This is a genomic window from Streptomyces sp. NRRL S-244 (genome assembly GCF_000717915.1).
Classification (GTDB): Bacteria; Actinomycetota; Actinomycetes; order Streptomycetales; family Streptomycetaceae; genus Streptomyces.
In genome coordinates, this window is the sequence record NZ_JOCX01000003.1 from 388,351 (window position 1) to 407,154 (window position 18,804).

The window sequence follows — 18,804 nt, forward strand, 5'->3', positions numbered from 1 at the left end:
TTTCACTTGGCCCTACTTGACGATGCCGAGGCTCATCCGGAACTTGGGCGGCCGGCCCAGCAGGTAGGCGCCGCCGGATTCGAGGATCAGGTCCGAGGCGGCGACGTGCTGGCACATGGTCGCGGTGTCGCGCATCCAGCGGTCCATCGGCGAGGACCGGTTGATCGACCAGGCCTGGAGCAGGTCGTAGAGCCGGTTCACGATCGCCCGCGAGGTGCGGAAGGCGTGCACCCAGGCGAGCGAGGACGCGGCCCGCTCGGTGGCGGTGAGGTCGTCCAGGGTGCCGCCTCCGGCCAGTACGTCCCAGTGCCGCTGCGAGCTGCTGTGGACGCCGCTGCGGGCGGCGTTGAACTCCGCCTCGCACTCGGCGAGGGTCACCTGCACGCGGAAGGTGTCCGCCCACGGGGTGCCGGTCATCTTGTCCACCCGGGTGAGCGCGGTCTCGCGGGCGTGGTCCAGGGCGGCCCTGGCCACGCCGAGCGGCACCGCGCACAGGCTGCGCATGAAGGAGTCGGGCTGGGCGATCGGGGTGTCGGTCCGGCCCCGCACCTTGTAGAAGGTGTAGGTGTGCTCCTCGGGCACGAACACGTCGGTGATCGTGTAGTCGCTGCTCCCGCTGCCGCACAGGCCCGTGGTGTCCCAGTTCCCGACGACCCCGACCTCGTGGGCCGGCACCAGGAACTGGCGCGACGCGTGCGCGTTGCTGCCGTCCGGACTCGCCCACGGCTCGCCGTCCTGGTAGATGAACGCCCCGGAGGTCACCCAGTCGGCATGGGTGATCCCGCTGCCGAACGACCACCGGCCGGTCAGCCGGAAGCCGCCGGGTACCCGCTCGGCGTGCCCGGCCGGCGCTATCAGCCCGGCGGTGATCATGTCCAGGCTCGGGAACACCTCCTTGACCACGGCGGGGTCCAGGAAGTTGCTGATCGCCCCGGTCATCGCGCCGATCGCCGCGCACCAGCCGGCCGAGGCGTCCCCGTAGGCCAGCGTCTCCACGACCTCGGCCTGCTGCATCGACGTCAGCTCGGGGCCGCCCCACTCGGGCCCGAAGCACATCCGGAACACTCCGGTGCCGCGCAGCATGTCCACGACGTCCGCCGGGAGTTGCCGGGCCTGTTCGATCTCCGCCGACCGCTCCCGCAACCGCGGAGCCAGGGCCTTGGCCCGCTCCAGGATCTCCGCCGCGGTCGTGGGTGCTTCGGTGCCCGGGTTCCGGGTCGTGCTCATGCGTTCCCCCTCGGGTGGTGGTGTGTGCCGGTCATTCGTCTACGTCGAGCAGGCCGGCCGGCATCTCGAACGGCGCGTCCGGATCGGGCGGGCCGATCGGTTCCGCGTCCAGCTCGACGAGCGCGGCCGCCCCGTCGAGCCGGTCCAGGCAGGTCCGGGTGTCGTCGGCCTCGCACACCACGAAGGAATGGCGTGCCAGGTAGCCGCCCGGGGGCAGCCGCAGGGTGGTGCCGGGCTCGGCCATGGGCGCGGCGGCGACCAGGCCGGGCGCCTCGGCCGGCACGGTGACCGAGCGCAGCAGGCAGTCCCGCTCGGGGTAGCCGAAGCGGATGCCGGCGACGGCCCGCCGGGTGGGCCGGGTGTCGGGCCGCACCCCGGTGGCCACGTCGAACAGCACCTCGCCGGGCTCGATGCCGGTGGCGGTCCGGCCGAGGAAGGGGATCAGGTCCCCGCCGAGCCGGCCGTTGACCTCGATGATCAGCGGGCCGCGGCCGGTCAGCCGGACCTCGCTGTGGGTGATGCCGTCCTCGATGCCGAGCACCTGGTGCGCCCGGGCCAGGGTGCGCATCAGCTCGGCGTCCGCCATGAGCGGGTCGGCCGCGTCGACGAGGTGCCCCACCTCCTCGAAGTACGGCTGGTCGCTGCTGTGTTTGCGGGCCACGAACAGCGGGAGGTACTCGCCCTTGTGGACGGCGCCGTCGACGCTGATCTCCGGCCCGGGCGCGTACCCCTCGACGATGGCGCTCGCCCGGTAGGGCCCCGGGTCGACCTCGCTGGCGGCCAGGGCGGTCCGGAAGGCCGCCTCCAGCCCGTCCTCGTCGGCGGCGAACACGACGCCGATGCTGGCGCCCATCGCGCGCGGTTTGACCACGACGGGGTAGCCGATCCGCTCGGCCGCCGCCCTGGCCTGCGCGGCGGTGGTGGTCAGCTCGAACCCCGGCTGGTACAGGCCCGCCGCGGTGAGCTCGGCCCGGGTGAGCCGCTTGTCGCGGCAGCCGCGTACGCCGGGCACGGACAGCCCCGGCACCCCGAACTCGGCGGCGAGGAGCCCCGCGTCCAGGACCAGCGGCTCGTCCCAGCACATCAGGCCGACGATGCGCCGGCGTGCGGCGACCTCGCGGGCCGCCGCGCCCATCGCCTCGGAGTCGAAGACGTTGGCGACGATGATCTCGTCGAAGTACGCGTGCTGCCAGGTGGGGTTGAGGTTGTTGAGCAGCACCATGTCCAGGCCGGCCGCGCGGGCGCGGCGGCGGATCGGCGCGACGAGGTACTCGCGGTACACCTTCAGCCCGCTGCCGATGACCAGCAGCGTTCCCGTGTCGGCGGTCACCGGGCGCTCCCCGTGGTCGCGCCGCGGCGGGCGAGCAGGTCGGTGAGGATGTCGTGCGAACGGTTCGCGAGGACGCTGATGAGGGAGTCGGCGATGCCGTGGGTCTCCTCGTTGACGCCCTGGAGGTAGACGGCGCCCCGGGCCGACTCGCCGAGGTTCACCCGGTGGGCCCGGCTGACCTCGACCTCGTCGATCCCGACGCGCGCCGCCAGCTCCCGTACGAGGGCGGGCTTGCGCGGGTCGTAGCCGGTGCCGAGGAGTACGAGGTCGCAGCGCAGGGGCTCGGTCTTGCCGTAGTTCGTCAGCCGCATCTCGTCGAGGACCTGCGCCCTGACTTCCGGCGGGCTGTCGTAGAACTCGTCCACGAACGAGGGGAAGAACAGCTCGTTCACGAACTTGCTCGTCTGGTAGTTCTGCAGCCCGATCGACCGCACCAGCATGGTCACCCGGCTCTGCGGAAGGTTCTCGTGCAGCGCGTAGAACATCTCGGCGGCGCTCTGCGCCCCGCCGACGACCACGGCGCGGACCGGCTCGTCCTTCGGGAGCTTCCCGATCCGGGTGCGGTACTGGGCGCTGTGGATCAGCCGGTCGGCCGGGAGGCCGGCGAAGACCTCCGGTACGCGCGGGTCGCGGCCGCCGCCGACGACGAGGTCCCGGCAGCGGATCTCGTCCCCGTCGGTCAGCAGCACGCTCCACCCGGAGACCGAACCGTCGGCGGCCGGCACCGGGTCGATCCGCGCGGCCCGGGCCCCGTACTGGATCCGCACCCGCTTCAGCGAGGTGGCGACCCACTGGAGGTAGTCGGAGAACTCCCACCGGTACGGGTGGAAGGTGCCCAGGTTGATGAACTCGTCCAACCGCCCCTGCTCGTGCAGGAAGTTGAGGAACGTGAACCTGCTCGACGGATTGCGCAGCGTCACCAGGTCCTTCAGGAAGGACACCTGGCTGCGCGCCCACGGCATCAGCAGGTCGCGCTGCCATTTGATGTCCGGACTCTGCTCCAACAGCAGGGTCCGGTCCGCCAGTTCGGGCGAACCCGATTCCTCGATGGCCACCGCGAGCGCCAGATTCGCCGGGCCCGCGCCGATCGCCAGTACCCCGACCTCCCGCACCGTCACGCTTCCTCCTCGATGTCGATCCGGACCGCGGCCGCGGCGGCTTCCGCGCGCCGCAGTGCCTCGGCAGAGCTGTCGGCGGTGGCCATGACGATCCCCGCCCGGTCCCAGGAATGGCGCAGCCCCGTGAACCGGTCCCCCGGCTCGGCGGTGACCGCGACCAGGAACACGCCGTCGACCTGCCGGGCGTCCTCGACGCCGTGCACGGCCGCGACCCGGCCCGGCCCTGCGGCCAGGAACCGTACGGCGGCTCCGCCCTTGGCCCGCCGGGGCAGTTCGGCGGGCGGCTCCTCCCCCTTCAGCACCGCGTAGTAGCTGCGCATGAGCTGTACGGGGTAGGCGAGTTGGATGGTGTCGACGATGCCGCCGCCGGCGAGCCGGCCCGCGCATTCCACGAGGTACGGGACACCGTCCGCGACGATCCACTCGCAGTGCACGATCCCGTCGCGGAAGCCGACGGCGGACACCACGCGCGCCGTCTGCGCGCCGAGCGTCCGCGCGAGCTCCCGCGGGATGTCGGCGGGTACGAGGTGCGCCATCTCCACCGGGTGGGGGCCGGGGAAGAGCTGCTTGCCGGTGACGTTGACGAACAGCGGGCGTCCGTCGCGGACGAGCATCTCGACGCTGAACTCCGGCCCCTCGACGTACTGTTCGGCCAGCATGGACAGTTCCATGGGCCGGTCCGGCACGAAGACGCCCTCGTCCTGGACGAGGCAGTCGGCCCAGGCCTGTTCGACCTCGTCCGGACCCCGGATCACCCGGGTGCCCACGGCGGCCTGCCGGTTGGCGGGCTTGAGCACGACGGGCCGCCCGTCCTGGCCGCGCAGGAACTCCCGTACGTCGGCGGGGCCGTTCACCCGCACGCCGGCCGGGTTGGCGATCCCGGCCGCCGCGCTGACCCGGCGCAGCAGGGCCTTGTCGCGCAGGATCTGCGCGGCTCCGAGGCCGGAGCCGGGCAGGCCGTAGCGCTCGGCGAGGCGGGCGGCGAACGGGGTCGCGTACTCGATGGCCGGGACGACCGCGACGGGAGCGAGGTCGGGGTGGGCGTTGTGGAACTCGTCGGCCTTGCCGGCCAGGTGGTACTCCCATTCGATCAGGCCGCGGACGAAGGCCACCCCGTCGAGCTGCTCGTGCACGTGTCGCTTGCGGACGACGTCGGGCTCCTCGATGTAGATCACCGAGTCGTCCGGCTGGAACTCCCCGATCGCGGCGAGCGTGACGCCGACGAATCCCACGATCAGCACCGGCCCGGTGGCCGGCCCCGGCTGCGGCTGCGGCTGCGGCTGCCCGCTCATGAGGTGCCTCCGACGACTTCGGGTTCGCCCTCGGGGCGCGGGTCCGCGTCCTTGGCCGGGGGTGGTTCGGGCGGCTGTCGTACTCCGGCCAGGGCGAGGAGTCCGGCCGCGGCGGTGACGATCCCGCACAGCAGCCAGAACCCGCCGCCGAGCCGGGTCCAGAGGAAGACGCCGAACAGCGGCGCGAGGGCGGAGGCCGCCCCGCCCACGGCCTGCATGGTGCCGATGTAGCGGGCCTTGACCGCCGCGGGGAAGGTCGCCGGGTGGGCGAACATGCTCGGGGCGGCGATCATGATCCCGAAGACGACCAGGACCGCGCCGGCGATGGTGAACGCGCCGGACCGGGAGGACAGTCCGTAGACGGCGAGGCCGACGGCCTCCACCAGGTGGCCGGTGATCACCCGTACGTGCTTGGGCAGTCTGCTGAGGTACGCGGTGATCTTGAGTTCGCAGGTGATCAGGACGACCGAGGACACCGTGAGCACGGTGCTGTAGAAGCTGGTCGGGTAGTGGTCCGCGGCGAGCTCCAGCGGCAGGGCGATGTGGCCCTGCGCGTAGGTGAGCGAGCCGAGCAGGATGGCGCCCAGGTAGAGCAGGTACTTCCGGTCGCGGAGCATCGCGGCGTACGCGGAGCGGCCGTCGGCGGCGGCCGGCCCGGAGGCGGCCGGCCCGGAGGCGGCCGGCCCGGAGGCGGCGGCTGCGCTCTCGGCCTCCGTTCGGGCTTCCGGCTCTGCCTCCTCCCGCTCCCCCTCCGCCTGCGCCTGCGGGGCCTGCTTGGGGAGCAGGGCGAAGGCCAGCAGCGCGTAGACCAGCGCGGTCCCGCCGTCGATCCAGAACAGCAGGTCCCAGTCGACCAGGATGACGACGGCGGCGATCAGCGGGGCCAGGGCGGCGCCGATGTTCAGCGCGATCCGCATCATCGAGAACGCCATGACCTGGTACCGCTCCGGCATCAGGTCGCTGAGCAGTACGGCGGCCGCCGGCCGGTACGCCTGGGTGAACAGGCCCGCGAGCCCGACCACCACGAGCAGCGGCCACAGCATCCCCGGCCCGCTCAGCCAGGAGATCGATCCCACCAGCGGGGCCGAGGCCGCCATGGCCGTCATGATCGTGGTCCGCGGGCCGAACCGGTGGGTGATCTCGGCGCCCAGCATCGTGCCGAAGATCGAACCGATGCTGTAGGCGACGAGCGCCAGACCGGCCACGCTGACCGAAGCGCCGCGGAAGGTCAGGTACAGCACGAGGAACGTCTGTACGAACGCGCCGAGTTGGTTGACCAGTACGCCGCCGAGGAGATAGCGGACCGGTGTCGGAGTCGCCTTCAGCGCATCGAACACCCGGACCGGAGGATCGTCCGTCATGCCGCCCCTTCCCTGGAATCCCTCAGGATTTCGACGATGTGGCCCGCGACGAGCGGGGCCGAAGCGAATCCGGAGCCGCCGCACGCCGCCCGCGCCCAGACGGCGGGACCCGCGCGGGTCAGCAGCGCGCCGCCGGTCTCCGCGTCGGCCGCGTAGTGGCACGCCTTCACGGCGGCCACGGTGTAGCGGTGCAGGCCGGTCAGCGGCGCCGCCGCGGCCAGCCGCTCGGCCCAGGGCGCCTGGTCCTCGCCTTCGCCGTCCTCGGTGGTGTCCACCGCGCGGCAGACCGCGTCGGAGCTGATCTTCAGGAGCGTGCCGTCTCCGGGCGGCACCGCCCACCCCCGGCCGTCCGGGCCGAGGCCCCCGGCCGCGGGCGCCCGCTCCCACCACCGCGCGGCGTCCGCCGGCGGGTGCAGGTAGACCGTGGTCTGGCGGTGCAGCACGACCGGCTGCCGCCCGACCAGGTCGCGGGTCCACGGCCCGGCCGCGACGAGGACGAGGTCGGCGCCCAGCCGCTCCCCGCCGGCCACCAGCACCTTGCAGGAGTCCGTGTCGACCTCGGTCACCGCCCGGTACGGCCGCAGGGTCACCGCCGGATGCGCGCCGAGCCACCGTGCCGCGGCCTCCAGGGCCCGCTGCGCGAGCAACACCCCGGCGGCCGTGTCCAGTACGCCTGCCGAGTCCGGCGGGAACTCCAGGTACGGCAGCGTCCGCGGTTCCACCGTCCGTACGCGGACCCCCGCCGCGGCTGCCGAGGCGGCGAGCGCGGGGAGGCGCTCCCGGGGCCAGGCGGAGACCACTCCGACCGGGCGGAACAGGCGGGTTCCGAGCAGGGTCTCCAGTTCCCGCCAGCGGCGGCGGGCCGCGGCCATCCGCCGCGTCGCTTCCGCGTCCTCCGGGCTGAACGTACGGATGACCCGGTGCTGGTCGTGGGAGGCGGAGCGCGGATTGGGGATCGGTCCCCCGTCCAGTACGGTCACGCGGTGGCCGGCCAGCGCGCACTCCACCGCGGTCAGCAGCCCGGTGACGCCCGCCCCGACGACCACGACCGCCGCCGCGCTCACCGTCCCGGCTCCGCCAGGCGCGGCGGCCGTACGGGGGTGAACTCCGTGGCGTGCGGCGCGGCGGGGATCGAGCGGTCCGGGAGCGCCGCCTCGGCCAGGTCGATCAGGAGCGGCGCGGCGCAGCGCAGGAACACGTCGGCCTCGTGGCAGAAGTCGCCGGCGTCGGCCGGTCCCGCCTCCCACCGGTCCAGCCGGGCCAGCTGCTCGGACAGGGTGAAGGCGGCCGCGGTCAGGTTGAACCGGCGGACGTCGTACGCGGCGGCGAAGCGCTCCAGGAGGCGTGCGGCCGCGTCCCGGGACCGCTGGGACACGGGCAGCGGGCCCTGGCCGGGGCCCGCCCAGCGGTCGATCTTGTCGGCGACCCGGTTCCACGGCCGTACCAGCCGTTCGCCGGCCACCCGTGCCAGTGCCTCGCGGGTGAAGTTGGTGCGCTGGAAGTCCGGGCTGGTCGCGGCGAGGTAGAACCGGATGACGTCCCGGGGCACCTCACCGGCCAGTTCCCGGCCCGAGACGACATGGCCGCGGCTGGTGGAGAACTTGTCGTGGTCCAGCTCGTAGAACTCGTTGGTGACGAAGTGCTCGGGCAGGACGTAGCCGCCCAGCGCCTCCAGCATGGCCGCCCCGACGACCGCGAAGGCGAAGCCGGCGTCGGACCCGAAGAAGTACACCACCTTGTTGCCGGTCTCGGAGAACCACAACTCGTCCTCGGCGGCCGGCACTTCGCCCCGCTGCTCGGCGGCCAGCGCGGTGCAGTGCATGCTCCACGCGATGGTCTCGGCATCCGCGTAGATCACCTGGCCGGCGACCTCGGGGAAAGGTGCGGGGATGCCCCAGGCGATGGGGAGGGTTACGGGATAGTCCGGGAGCGGCCGGGCGAGGATCTCCTCGATCATCTGCGCCAGGCGCGGGCGCATCGTCGCGCGCTGCCGGGCGAAGTACGCGACGAGCGCCTCGCGGTGGTCTTCGAGCGGCAGCACCAGCACCTGCTGCTCGCGCAGTTCGACGGGGTCCTCGGGGTGCAGGGTGGAGCGCGGGTCGATCAGCTCGCCGGACGCGATCCAGTGGCCGCAGTTCTCGCAGAGCCCGGCGCACCCGTCGGCGAGGCAGACCGGGCAGCCCCCGCGCACGTACGCGTCGGTGAGGAACTCGCCGGTGCGCGGCGCGTACGGGAACACGACACCCCGCAACCGGAGTTTGCCGCTGCCGTGCAGGCGCTCGAAGAAGGTCCGGACGGTTTTGACGTACCGGTCGCCGAACCGGACGAACCCGTCGGGCACGATGCCCATGGCGGTCAGCGTTTCCTCCACCTGACCGGCCGAACGGACGCGCAGCTCTTCCGGCGGTACGCCCAGCCGGCGGGCGGTGGTCACGATGTAGTTCTGCGTGAAGTGCACGCCCGTGCCGAACAGCACGTCGCGGCCCGCGGCGCGGGCGTACCGGGCGCAGACGTCGGCGGCGAGGAACGGGCCGGCCAGGTGGCCGAGGTGCAGATCCCCGTTGGCGGTCGGGCCGGGGGCGATGACCAGTGTCCGCTCCATCAGGCGCTCCTGGATTCGGTGGCGCCGGCGCGGCGGGCGAGCAGGTCGGTGAGGATGTCCCGGGAGCGGTGGGCGAGGACGCTGATGAGGGAGTCCGCGATGCCGTGCGTCTCCTCGTTGACGCCCTGGAGGTAGACGGCGCCCCAGGCCGACTCGCCGAGCTCCACCCGGTGGGCCCGGCTGACCTCGACCTCGTCGACGCCGACGCGCGCCGCCAGCTCCCGTACGAGGGCGGGCTTGCGCGGGTCGTAGCCGGTGCCGAGGAGTACGAGGTCGCAGCGCAGGGGCTCGGTCTTGCCGTGCGCCCTGACTTCTGCCGGACTGTCGTAGAACTCGTCCACGAAGGAGGGGAAGAACAATTCGTTCACGAACTTGCTCGTCTGGTAGGTCTGCAGGCCGATCGACCGCACCAGCATCGTCACCCGGCTCTGCGGAAGGTTCTCGTGCAGCGCGTAGAACATCTCCGCCGCGCTCTGCGCCCCGCCGACCACCACGGCCCGCACCGGCTCGTCCCGTGAAATCCCCGCGATCCGGGTCCGGTACTGCGCACTGTGGATCAGCCGGTCGTCCGGAAGACCGGAGAACACTTCCGGTACGCGCGGATCGCGGCCGCCGCCGACGACGAGGTCCCGGCAGCGGATCTCGTCCCCGTCGGTCAGCAGCACGCTCCACCCGGACACCGAACCGTCCGCCCCGCACACCGGATCCACCTGCGCCGCCCGCGCGCCGTAGCGGATCTCCACCCGCTCCAACGACTTCGCGACCCACTGGAGATAGTCCGAGAACTCCCACCGGAACGGGTGGAAGGTTCCCAGGTTCACGAACTCGTCCAACCGCCCCTGCTCGTGGAGGAAATTGAGGAACGTGAACCTGCTCGACGGATTCCGCAACGTCACCAGGTCCTTCAGGAAGGACACCTGGCTGCGCGCCCACGGCATCAGCAGATCGCGCTGCCATGTGACGTCCGGACTCTGCTCCAACAACAGGGTTCCGTCCGCCAATTCGGCCGAACCCGACTCCTCGATGGCCACTGCGAGCGCCAAATTCGCCGGACCGGCACCGATCGCCAGAACACCGACCTCCCGAACAGCCACACTTCCCCCTCGAACGCAGTGATCCCAGTCGCGGACAGGCAGTTGCGAGGCTAGATTTCCGCCGTTCCCGAGAGATAGGGGAACTTGTCCCGTCGAGCGGGGAATCTGGGTGGGGAAGGGGTGAGCGGGGAGACCGGGGTGTCGGGTCAGGCCACCGGCGCGGGATCACTCCCCGTCGCGGTACGGGAGCCGGCCGGCGCGGCGCCCGTGGCCTCCGCCCGCTCCATGGAGTCCAACCGCCGCAGAGCGGTCCGCCGCTGGACGAGCGAGACCCCCGCGACGGCCGCCCCGAGCACCAGCCAGCCCGCCGGCCCGGCCGCCATCACCACGCCGGTCAGCAGCAGTGGCCCGGCCGACTTCTGGATGGACTGGGACATGCCCGCCACCCCCAGGTACGAGGCCCTCGCCTCCCGGGGTGCGAGGGAGACGGCCAGCTCCCAGGAGCCCACCGAGCGCAGCAGCTCCGCGGCCGTGGCCAGCACGGCGGCGGCCAGCAGGGCGATCGAGGCGGCCCAGGCCCCGTGTTCGGGGGTGAGGGCCAGGAGCGTGCAGCATCCGAGCAGGGTCAGCCCGTACAGCCGGGCCGCTCCGGCGGCCTGGCGCGGCCGCCGGACCCTCGCCGACACGGTCATCTGGAGGGCGACGACGAGCACGGTGTTGACGAAGAGGAAGGCCGGGACCACGGCGTGCGGGGCGTCGGTGTGCCCGACCAGCCACAGCGGCAGCCCGACCCCCAGGATCGAGTCGTCCAGGCACAGCGGGATGTCGAGGAGGACGAACCGGAGGTAGCCGCGGTCCCGCCACGGGTTCGCGACGCCCGGGCGGCCCGCTTCGGGCATGTCCGCGCGCTCCGCGGCGCCCGCCCGGTCCCCGCTCCCGAGCCCTTGCCCGAGCCCTTGCCCGGCCCCGTCCCCGTCTCCGGCCCCGTGTCCGTGCCGCTGTTCCCGGGTACGCCACACCAGCGCCGCGGCCAGGACGAACGACAGCGCGTTGCCGAGGATCAGGACCTGGTACGCCCCGCGCGTGCCCACCGCGAGGCCGATGGCGGCGAGTCCCGCGCCGAGCGCGTACCCGGCGTTCGCCACGCTGCGCGACAGCGCCTGGTACGTGCCGCGCTGCTCGCCCGCCGCCCGCGTGGCGAAGAGCATCTCCAGCATCTTGGCCGCCCGGTCGCCGAGCGAGGTGACGGCGACCACGAGCAGCAGCACCTCGAAGCGGGTGAACACGAGCAGCGCGCAGATCGCGGCCAGGCGCAGCAGGTGACAGCCGATCAGCAGCGTGCGTACGGGGAACCGGGCGGCCAGATGGCCCGCCAGCGGCGAGCCCGCGATGCCCGCCACACCCGCCGCGCCCAGCAGCAGGCCCAGCTGCCGCCCGTCCAGGCCGACCACGAAGGTGAAGAACAGGACGCAGGAGGCGGCCCACACCCCGGTCCCGGTGCGGTCCAGCAGCTGGGCGAAGAGCATGATCCGGGCGTCCCGCCCGCCGGGCGGACGGCGCAACTGCGCCAGCAGCCCGGTCCCGCCGTTCCGGACCCCCCGAGCCCCCCGGTCCCCCCGGTCCTCCCGCTCCCCCCGGTCCTTCCGCTTGCCCATGCCGCGCCGCCAGGTCATTCCGGGCCTCCGCATCCCCCGCCAAAGTATCTCGATGTCGAGATACCTCGCGGTAGCCTGCCCGAAATCAATCTTGACGTCAAGATAAATCCGCGGCCCCCGCCACATAGGCTGAGCGCACAGACGAGAGGAGCAGTCGTGACCGACCGCAAGCCACCGGGCGTCAGCTTCGAGTCCTGGGTGGACCGGCAGATCAGGGAGGCCGCCGAACGCGGCGAGTTCGAGCAGCTCCCGGGCTACGGCAAGCCCTTGGCCTCGATCGACGCCCCGTACGACGAGCTGTGGTGGATCAAGGGCAAGATGCACCGCGAGGGGTTCGCCGCCCTGCCGCCCGCGCTCGCCCTGCGCAAGGAGGCCGAGGACGCCCTGGAGGCGGTCCGCGCCGCCCGCTCGGAGCGCCAGGCGCGGTCCATCCTCGCCGCGATCAACGAAAAGATCCGCACGGCCCTGCGCCGCCCGCCGCCGGGACCGCCCCTCCACCTCACCGAATTCGACGTCGACGAGGTGCTCAGGACCTGGCGGGAGAGCCGGACCGACTGACGGCGCGCCCCGACGGCGCTCGCGGCTCTCCCGGCTGCGAACCACCGACAGTGCTACAAATGGTCTCGTGACCCATCCTTGCAACCCGTGCCGGGGACGTCGGTGCGGTCACTGAGCCAAAAGCGCCCGCGCAGCGTCGCCCGACAGGTATTCGTCCTTCAGGTGGCGATCGTGGTGCTGCTCGCCGCCGGTGCGGTACTGGCCCTCGTACTCCAGTCCCGGCACGACGTGGACCGGGAGGCCCGGACCCGCTCGGTGGCGGTCGCGCAGACCTTCGCCCATTCGCTCGGGCTGCGCCAGGCCCTCCTGACCCCCGACCCCTCCGCGATCCTCCAGCCGCTCACCGAGGTGACGCGCAAGGACGCCGGGGTGGACTTCATCGTCGTGATGAACGACCAGGGGATCCGCTACACCCATCCGCTCCCCGACCGCATCGGCAAACAGTTCGTGGGCACCATCGCGCCCTCACTGGCCGGCCAGGTGTACACCGAGAGCGTGAAGGGACCCCTGGGCCAGGAGATCCAGGCCGTGGTGCCCGTCTTCGCCGACCCCTACAAGGACGGCGGCCCGGTCGTGGCCCTGGTGTCGGCCGGCCTCACGGTGAAGAACGTCACCGGTGTGTTCCAGCGGCAGCTGCCCCTCATCCTCGGCACCAGCGCGGCCGGCCTCGCCCTGGCCACCGCCGGCGCCGCGCTGATCAGCCGGCGCCTGCGCCGCCAGACCCGCGGGCTCGGCCCCCTCGAGATGACCCGCATGTACGAGCACCACGACGCGGTGCTGCACTCCGTACGCGAAGGGGTGCTGATCACCGACGGCAGCGGCCGGCTCCTCCTCGCCAACGACGAGGCGAAACGTCTGCTCAGGCTGCCGCCCGATGCCGAGGGACAGCACATCCGGGAGCTGTCGGGGCTCGACAAGCAGATGGCCGACCTCCTGCTGTCCGGCCGGGAGGCCACCGACGAGGTGCACGAGGCCGGGGACCGGCTGCTGGTCGTCAACCAGCGTCCGACCCGTACCCGCGGCAGGTCCGAGGGCACGGCCGTCACCATCCGGGACTCCACCGAGATGCAGGTGCTCAGCACCCGGGCCGAGGCGGCCCGCAAACGGCTCCGGCTGCTGTACGACGCGGGGGTCGGCGTCGGTACCACCCTGGACGTGGAGCAGACGGCCCAGGAGCTCGCGGACGTGGCCGTACCGCGCTTCGCGGACTACGTCACCGTCGACCTGGCGGAACAGGTCCTCCTCGGCGACGAGCCCACCGCGGTCAAGGCCGACCTGCGGCGCACCGGGGTCAGCGGCATCCGGGACGACGTCCCGCTCTACCCGCGCGGCCGGCTGATCGACTTCGTGCCCTCCACGCCGCAGGCGCGCGGGCTCAACAGCGGCCGCGCCGAGATGGTGACCGATCTGGCCGACGCTCCGGGGTGGCACGCGCAGGACCCGCCCCGGGCCCGGGCCATCGTCGAGTTCGGCGTGCACTCCCTGATCACTGCTCCGGTCAAAGCCCGTGGGGTCGTCCTCGGTCTGGTCAACTTCTGGCGCTCCGAGAAGGAGCCCTTCGACGAGGAGGACCTGTCGCTGGCGGAGGAGCTCGTCGCCCGCGCCGGGGTCAGCATCGACAACGCGCGCCGCTACACGCGCGAGCACGCCCTGGCCGTGACCCTCCAGCGCAGCCTGCTGCCGCGCGATCTGCCCGAGCAGAGCGCCGTGGAGGTGGCGCACTACTACCTGCCCGCGCAGTCGGGGGTGGGCGGCGACTGGTTCGACGTGATCCCGCTCCCGGGCGCCCGCGTCGCCCTCGTCGTCGGCGACGTCGTCGGGCACGGCCTGCACGCCGCCGCGGCCATGGGCCGGCTCCGTACGGCCGTACTGAACTTCTCCTCCCTGGACCTGCCACCCGACGAGCTCCTGGCCCGCCTCGACGACCTCGTCCAGTACATCGACCAGAGCGTGGCGGGCGGCGACGGAGCCGAGGGCGGCCTGATCGGGGCCACCTGCCTGTACGCCGTGTACGACGCGGTGACCCAGCGCTGCACGGTGGCACGGGCCGGCCACATGCCGCCGGCGGTGGTGCGCCCGGACGGCACGGTGGAGATCCCGGAGCTGCCCGCGGGCGCGCCGCTGGGGCTCGGCGGGTTCCCCTTCGAGTCGGCGGAGCTGGACCTGAGCGAGGGCACCCAGCTGGTGCTGTACACCGACGGGCTGATCGAGGACCGGGCCCGCGACATCGACGAGGGGCTCGCACTGCTCCGCTCGGCCCTGGCGCACGCGGACCGCAGCCCGGAGGAGACCTGCCGGGAGGTCCTGGCGGAGCTGCTGCCGGTGCGTCCGCGCGACGACGTGGCGCTGCTGGTCGCGCGGACGTCGGCGCTGCCGGCGGACCGCATCGCCGAGTGGGAGGTCCCGTTCGAGCCGAGTGCGGTCGGGGCCATGCGGGCCGTCGCCATGGAGAAGCTGGAGGAGTGGGGCCTGTCGGAGCTCACCTTCGGTACGGAGCTGGTGCTGAGCGAGCTGATCACGAACGCGATCCGGCACGGCGCCGAGCCGGTCCGCGTACGGCTCCTGCACGACCGGGTGCTGACCTGCGAGGTCTTCGACGGCAGCAGCAGCTCGCCGCGGCTGCACTACGCCAAGACCACGGACGAGGGGGGCCGCGGCCTCTTCCTGGTGGCGCAGCTCAGCCGCCGCTGGGGAGCCCGCTACACGCCGGAGGGCAAGGTCATCTGGTCGGAGCAGTCGCTGCCGGACCCGGAGGAGACCGACCCGGCGTGACCGGGCCCGGCCCCCGGTCCGCCGGACACCCCTTCGGAGTCAGGCCAGGTCCAGGAGCTGCTCGTGGAAACCGCCGAATCCGTGCGGCCCGTCGACCAGATGGATCTCCAGGATCCAGTGGCAGCGCCACCCGGCCCGGTCGGTGCGGCGCAGCGGGGTGTCGTTGTCCGGAGCGATGTACGACTCCGCCCGGGCGCCGTCGATCGTCTCGTGCGGGAACTCCCCGACGAGGTGACCGGCGTGCCACCCGCCCAGCGTCCAGCCCGCCTCGGCGGCGAGCCGCTCCACCTGCGCGTACAGCTGCTTGCCGGTGATGTGCGGGTCGGCGCGGAAGGCGGCGCGCCCCGCCGCGAACACCGTGGCCAGGTCCTCCCTCAGCCGGTGCTTGACGGGGTCCGCCCCGAAGACGAAGGTGCGGCCGAAGTCCGCCTCGTACTCCTCGAAGATCGGACCGAAGTCGGCGAACGCGATGTCGTCCTCGCCGATGACCCGGTCCGGCGGGTTCTCCCGGTACGGGAGCAAGGTGTTCGGGCCGGAGCGGACGATCCGCTTGTGCCAGTGCTTCGTGGTCCCGAACATCTCGTTGGCCAGGTCCCGGATCCGGTCGCTGACCTCCCGCTCCGCGGCGCCGGGCGCCACCAGCCCGCGCGCCTCGATCTCGGCGAACAGGGCCTCGGCCTTGCGCTGGGCCTCGACCAGACCCAGGACGCGCAGTTGTTCGTCCATACGGTCAGGTACCTCCATCGTGGTGCTCCTCTGTCCGGTGCTCGGGTATCGCGCGCACGATGACGAGCGACCCCTCGTAGAACGGCCGGCTGCGCAGGTGGCCGAAGCGCTCGTCCCAGGCACCGGAGTCGAGGTCGTCCCGCAGCCGGGTGGTGAACCGCTCGCGCACTCCGTCGTCGACGAAGCTCCAGGCGGAGCAGGCCTGCCGGGCCGCGGGGTCCAGCAGCATCTCGGGGCGGCCGTAGTAGGCCTCGTTGAACCCGTCGGTGCAGTCCAGCGGGATCGGTACGGTCCGCACCGTCCCGGTGCCGCCGAGGGCCGCTGCCATCTTCTCGAGCGGCGGGTAGCGGCGGGCCTCGGTGTCGAGGACCTCGGGGGCGTACTCGTACAGCCAGAAGTCGCGTACGCGGTCGGGGTCGCAGGTCAGCACGACCGCCGGGCCGCGGGTCACCCGGCGCATCTCGCGCAGGCCCGCCTCGACGTCGCTCCACTGGTGCACGCTGAACAGGGTCATCGCCCCGTCGAACTCCCCGTCCGCGAACGGCAGGTCCTCCGCGACGGCGTCCACCGCCCGCGGCAGGGCCTCCGAGCGCTGGGCCCGCATCGACCGGGAGGGCTCCACGGGAGTCACCGCGGTGGCGGCGGACTCGTACGATCCGGACCCGGCGCCGATGTTGACCACGGTGCGGGCCCCTTCGAGCGCGTCGGCGATGACGCGGGCAATGCGGGGGTCGGGGCGGCGGAAGTCCGCGTAGCCGGAGCCGATGGCGCCGTAGTCGACATCGCCTGCGCTGCCGTCCCAGCTGCGTACATCCATGGATCCATACCTCGCCTCGTGAGCAGGAGTCGGGAGCGTTGCCGCCCGGGCGGTGGCCTCCCCCATAGTGCATCTGCAAGGTCACTCACGTAAATCGGTTGGCAGATGCCTGGCAAAACAAACAAGAGCCCCGCACATGTGGACATGGAGATCTGCTCAGCGGATCCGGTGCACCCGCTGGCTGGTGAGTTCGTACCGTGCTCCGACCACGGCCAGCCTGCCGGCCGCGACCCGGGCGGCGAGATCGGGTTCCGCCGCCAGCCGGGAGCGGACGAGCCGGACGTTCTGGGTGACCGCCGCATCGACGCGCGCGTCCCGGCTCAGCGAGCGGTCGACGGCCGGACGGATCTGCTCCGCCAGGTAGCGCAGGTGTCCGGGCAGCTGCTCCAGCCCCTCGGCGGCGCGGACCGCGGCGGTCACGGCCCCGCAGGACTGGTGCCCGAGGACCACCACCAGCGGAATGGCCAGCTCCACGACCCCGAACGCGATGCTTCCGAGCACGGCGTCGTCCAGCACCTCACCGGCCGACCGTACGGTCATCAGATCGCCCAGCCCCTGGTCGAAGACCAGCTCCGGCGGGACGCGGGAGTCGACGCAGCCCAGGATGACGGCGAACGGATGCTGTCCCCCGACCAGCGCCTGCCGTACGGTCCGGGTGGCGTCGGGATGCCGCTCGTGGAAGGTCCGCCAGCGGGCGTTCCCGGCCGACAGCTCCCGCAGCGCCGCCTCGGGCGTGCCGGGCCGCGGACCGTTCGGCCCGGTCCGGGCGGAACCGCCGGTGGAGCCGCCGCCGGCCGCCAGTCCGGCACCCAGGGCCAGGGCCCCGGTGAGGGCGCCCCGTACCAGGCGACGCCGCCCAGGAGTCCCGTCGGCCCGGTGCTGCTCGGCAAGGACGCTCATGCGGGCCCAAGCTAGGCCCCGCACGGCCGGGGACCCGGAGGCGGGCCCGCCCTTGGGGAACTCTTGGGCAAATGCCGGGGCCGGCGTGGCGGTTCAACGGCCCCACGACGTGCCCTGGCCCTGGTCGAAGTAGGCCGACAGGGCCGGATCGAGCGACGGTACCCGTCGGGGGGTGCCCCCGTCGCGCAGGGATTCCGTCGCCATGCAGCCCACCGCGACCGCCATCCGGGCGGCGACGGGCGAGGTGTCCGTCGCTCCCCCGTGGCGTACGAAGCGCAGGAACTCGTCGATCAGCAGCGGGTCGGCGCCCCCGTGCCCGCCCGTGCCCTCCGTATCGGGGACGGTGTACGAGGCGTCCGGCGCGGCCCGGTAGCCGGAGCGCCGGGCGTTCCAGACCCGGACCTCGGCGCCCGGGCCGTCGCCGAAGTTCTCCAGGCGGCCGGCGTCGCCGATGACGGTGTAGTTGCGCCAGTAGTCGGGGGTGAAATGGCACTGCTGATAGGCGGCGAGCACCCCGCCCGCGAGGCGGAGGTTGAGCAGCGAGACGTCCTCGACGTCGATGACGGGGTTGAGTCCGCGCTGGGTGTGCGGGGGCCAGTGGCCGTCCTGCGTGTACCAGTCGTCGGTCTTGGGTTCCCCGGGAGCGCGCCGGTGCGGGTTGTCCCCGTAGACGAGCAGGTCGCCCATCGCCTGGACGTCGTCGGTGTAGGCGCCGGCCAGCCAGTGCAGTACGTCGATGTCGTGCGCGGCCTTCTGGAGCAGCAGACTCGTGGTGTGGCGGCGCTCGGCGTGCCAGTCCTTGAAGTACCAGTCGCCGCCGTAGCCGACGAAGTGCCGGACCCAGACGGTCCTGACCCGCCCGATCGCACCGGCCGCGATCAGCTCGCGCATCGTCCGCACGACGGGCATGTGCCGCATGTTGTGCCCGACGTACAGGCGGGTGCCCGTCGCACGGGCGGTGCGCAGGATCTCGTCGCAGCCGTCGACGGTGATGGCGAGCGGCTTCTCGACGAAGACGGGCTTGCGGGCGACGAGCGTCCGGCGGGCCAGGTCGGCGTGGGTGTGGTCGGGGGTCAGGACGAGGACGGCGTCGACGTCCGGATCCTCGATCACGGCGGCGGGATCGGGGGTGGCGTACGCGCCCGGGAAGGCCGCGGCGGCCTCCGCCCGGGCCCGCGGATCGGGATCCGCGACGGCGGTGACGGTCGCGCCGCGGCCGGGCCGGTGTGCCGTCCGCGCGATGCTGCCGCGCAGCCCGTATCCGAGGACGCCGATGCGAAGGTCGGTGGTCATGGCGGAGTCCCTTCCCGGCGCGGCCGCGTTCATCCGCCCGGCCGAGCACCGGATGCCGCCCGCGCCCGGCCGGGGCAGGCTGTGGGCAAGGCAGTCACCACCGCACAGACGAGGACCGC

General features: G+C 72.8%; 15 protein-coding genes. 2 read left to right on the top strand and 13 right to left on the bottom strand.

Annotation, left to right across the window (positions count from 1 at the left end):
• Positions 1-12 precede the first annotated feature (12 nt).
• From IF02_RS0105710 to IF02_RS0105750, 9 genes are all read right to left on the bottom strand, one after another.
• Entirely contained in the window at positions 13-1,227 is a 1,215-nt protein-coding gene (locus IF02_RS0105710; RefSeq protein WP_030154149.1) for an acyl-CoA dehydrogenase family protein, read from the bottom strand.
• A gap of 31 nt (positions 1,228-1,258) precedes the next feature.
• Complete coding sequence (locus IF02_RS0105715) at positions 1,259-2,557, bottom strand: ATP-grasp domain-containing protein (RefSeq protein ID WP_030154150.1); 1,299 nt, start codon at positions 2,555-2,557, stop codon at positions 1,259-1,261.
• Positions 2,554-3,675: a SidA/IucD/PvdA family monooxygenase gene (locus IF02_RS0105720; protein ID WP_030154151.1), complete on the bottom strand. Its 1,122-nt coding sequence runs from the start codon at positions 3,673-3,675 to the stop codon at positions 2,554-2,556. The genes IF02_RS0105715 and IF02_RS0105720 overlap by 4 nt, the downstream gene beginning before the upstream one ends.
• Positions 3,672-4,967 carry an ATP-grasp domain-containing protein gene (locus tag IF02_RS0105725; RefSeq protein WP_051695846.1) on the bottom strand — a complete coding sequence of 432 codons (1,296 nt, stop codon included), beginning with the start codon at positions 4,965-4,967 and terminating at the stop codon, positions 3,672-3,674. Before IF02_RS0105725 ends, IF02_RS0105720 begins: the two co-directional genes overlap by 4 nt.
• On the bottom strand, positions 4,964-6,328 hold the full coding sequence (locus tag IF02_RS0105730) for an MFS transporter (protein WP_030154153.1): 1,365 nt from the start codon (positions 6,326-6,328) through the stop codon (positions 4,964-4,966). The genes IF02_RS0105725 and IF02_RS0105730 overlap by 4 nt, the downstream gene beginning before the upstream one ends.
• On the bottom strand, positions 6,325-7,392 hold the full coding sequence (locus IF02_RS0105735) for an FAD-dependent oxidoreductase (RefSeq protein WP_234318096.1): 1,068 nt from the start codon (positions 7,390-7,392) through the stop codon (positions 6,325-6,327). Before IF02_RS0105735 ends, IF02_RS0105730 begins: the two co-directional genes overlap by 4 nt.
• A complete protein-coding gene (locus tag IF02_RS0105740) occupies positions 7,389-8,930 on the bottom strand; it encodes a class I tRNA ligase family protein (protein WP_030154155.1) in 1,542 nt (513 codons plus the stop codon). Before IF02_RS0105740 ends, IF02_RS0105735 begins: the two co-directional genes overlap by 4 nt.
• Positions 8,930-10,024 (bottom strand): SidA/IucD/PvdA family monooxygenase, encoded by a 1,095-nt coding sequence (locus tag IF02_RS0105745; RefSeq protein WP_030154156.1) that lies wholly within the window; start codon positions 10,022-10,024, stop codon positions 8,930-8,932. Before IF02_RS0105745 ends, IF02_RS0105740 begins: the two co-directional genes overlap by 1 nt.
• A 146-nt stretch (positions 10,025-10,170) precedes the next feature.
• Positions 10,171-11,637: an MFS transporter gene (locus tag IF02_RS0105750; protein WP_234318097.1), complete on the bottom strand. Its 1,467-nt coding sequence runs from the start codon at positions 11,635-11,637 to the stop codon at positions 10,171-10,173.
• A gap of 138 nt (positions 11,638-11,775) precedes the next feature.
• On the opposite strand from IF02_RS0105750, the gene IF02_RS0105755 reads away from it, so the two are divergent.
• The gene (locus IF02_RS0105755) at positions 11,776-12,177 is read left to right on the top strand and encodes a DUF1992 domain-containing protein (protein WP_030154158.1); all 402 of its coding nucleotides are present in this window, start codon (positions 11,776-11,778) and stop codon (positions 12,175-12,177) included.
• Positions 12,178-12,288: 111 nt separating this feature from the next.
• Positions 12,289-14,949: a SpoIIE family protein phosphatase/ATP-binding protein gene (locus IF02_RS0105760; RefSeq protein WP_106977227.1), complete on the top strand. Its 2,661-nt coding sequence runs from the start codon at positions 12,289-12,291 to the stop codon at positions 14,947-14,949.
• 39 nt (positions 14,950-14,988) lie between these two features.
• Here IF02_RS0105760 and IF02_RS0105765 read toward each other — a convergent pair whose 3' ends face one another.
• From IF02_RS0105765 to IF02_RS0105780, 4 genes are all read right to left on the bottom strand, one after another.
• A complete protein-coding gene (locus IF02_RS0105765; protein WP_234318098.1) occupies positions 14,989-15,693 on the bottom strand; it encodes a M24 family metallopeptidase in 705 nt (234 codons plus the stop codon).
• Positions 15,680-16,492, bottom strand: coding sequence for a class I SAM-dependent methyltransferase (locus IF02_RS0105770; RefSeq protein ID WP_030154161.1), 813 nt, complete (start codon positions 16,490-16,492; stop codon positions 15,680-15,682). The genes IF02_RS0105765 and IF02_RS0105770 overlap by 14 nt, the downstream gene beginning before the upstream one ends.
• 156 nt (positions 16,493-16,648) lie before the next feature.
• Positions 16,649-17,392, bottom strand: coding sequence for a carbonic anhydrase (locus IF02_RS0105775; protein ID WP_030154162.1), 744 nt, complete (start codon positions 17,390-17,392; stop codon positions 16,649-16,651).
• 93 nt (positions 17,393-17,485) lie between these two features.
• Positions 17,486-18,685, bottom strand: a complete 1,200-nt coding sequence (locus IF02_RS0105780) for a Gfo/Idh/MocA family protein (RefSeq protein WP_030154163.1) — start codon at positions 18,683-18,685, stop codon at positions 17,486-17,488.
• Positions 18,686-18,804: the final 119 nt, after the last annotated feature.

Excerpts from the sequence above, each read along its gene's own strand:
- IF02_RS0105710 (WP_030154149.1), bottom strand. The coding sequence starts at position 1,227 with ATGAGCACGACCCGGAACCCGGGCACCGAAGCACCCACGACCGCGGCG.
- IF02_RS0105725 (WP_051695846.1), bottom strand. The coding sequence starts at position 4,967 with ATGAGCGGGCAGCCGCAGCCGCAGCCGCAGCCGGGGCCGGCCACCGGG.
- IF02_RS0105730 (WP_030154153.1), bottom strand. The coding sequence starts at position 6,328 with ATGACGGACGATCCTCCGGTCCGGGTGTTCGATGCGCTGAAGGCGACT.
- IF02_RS0105740 (WP_030154155.1), bottom strand. The coding sequence starts at position 8,930 with ATGGAGCGGACACTGGTCATCGCCCCCGGCCCGACCGCCAACGGGGAT.
- IF02_RS0105750 (WP_234318097.1), bottom strand. The coding sequence starts at position 11,637 with ATGACCTGGCGGCGCGGCATGGGCAAGCGGAAGGACCGGGGGGAGCGG.
- IF02_RS0105765 (WP_234318098.1), bottom strand. The coding sequence starts at position 15,693 with ATGGAGGTACCTGACCGTATGGACGAACAACTGCGCGTCCTGGGTCTG.
- IF02_RS0105770 (WP_030154161.1), bottom strand. The coding sequence starts at position 16,492 with ATGGATGTACGCAGCTGGGACGGCAGCGCAGGCGATGTCGACTACGGC.
- IF02_RS0105775 (WP_030154162.1), bottom strand. The coding sequence starts at position 17,392 with ATGAGCGTCCTTGCCGAGCAGCACCGGGCCGACGGGACTCCTGGGCGG.
- IF02_RS0105780 (WP_030154163.1), bottom strand. The coding sequence starts at position 18,685 with ATGACCACCGACCTTCGCATCGGCGTCCTCGGATACGGGCTGCGCGGC.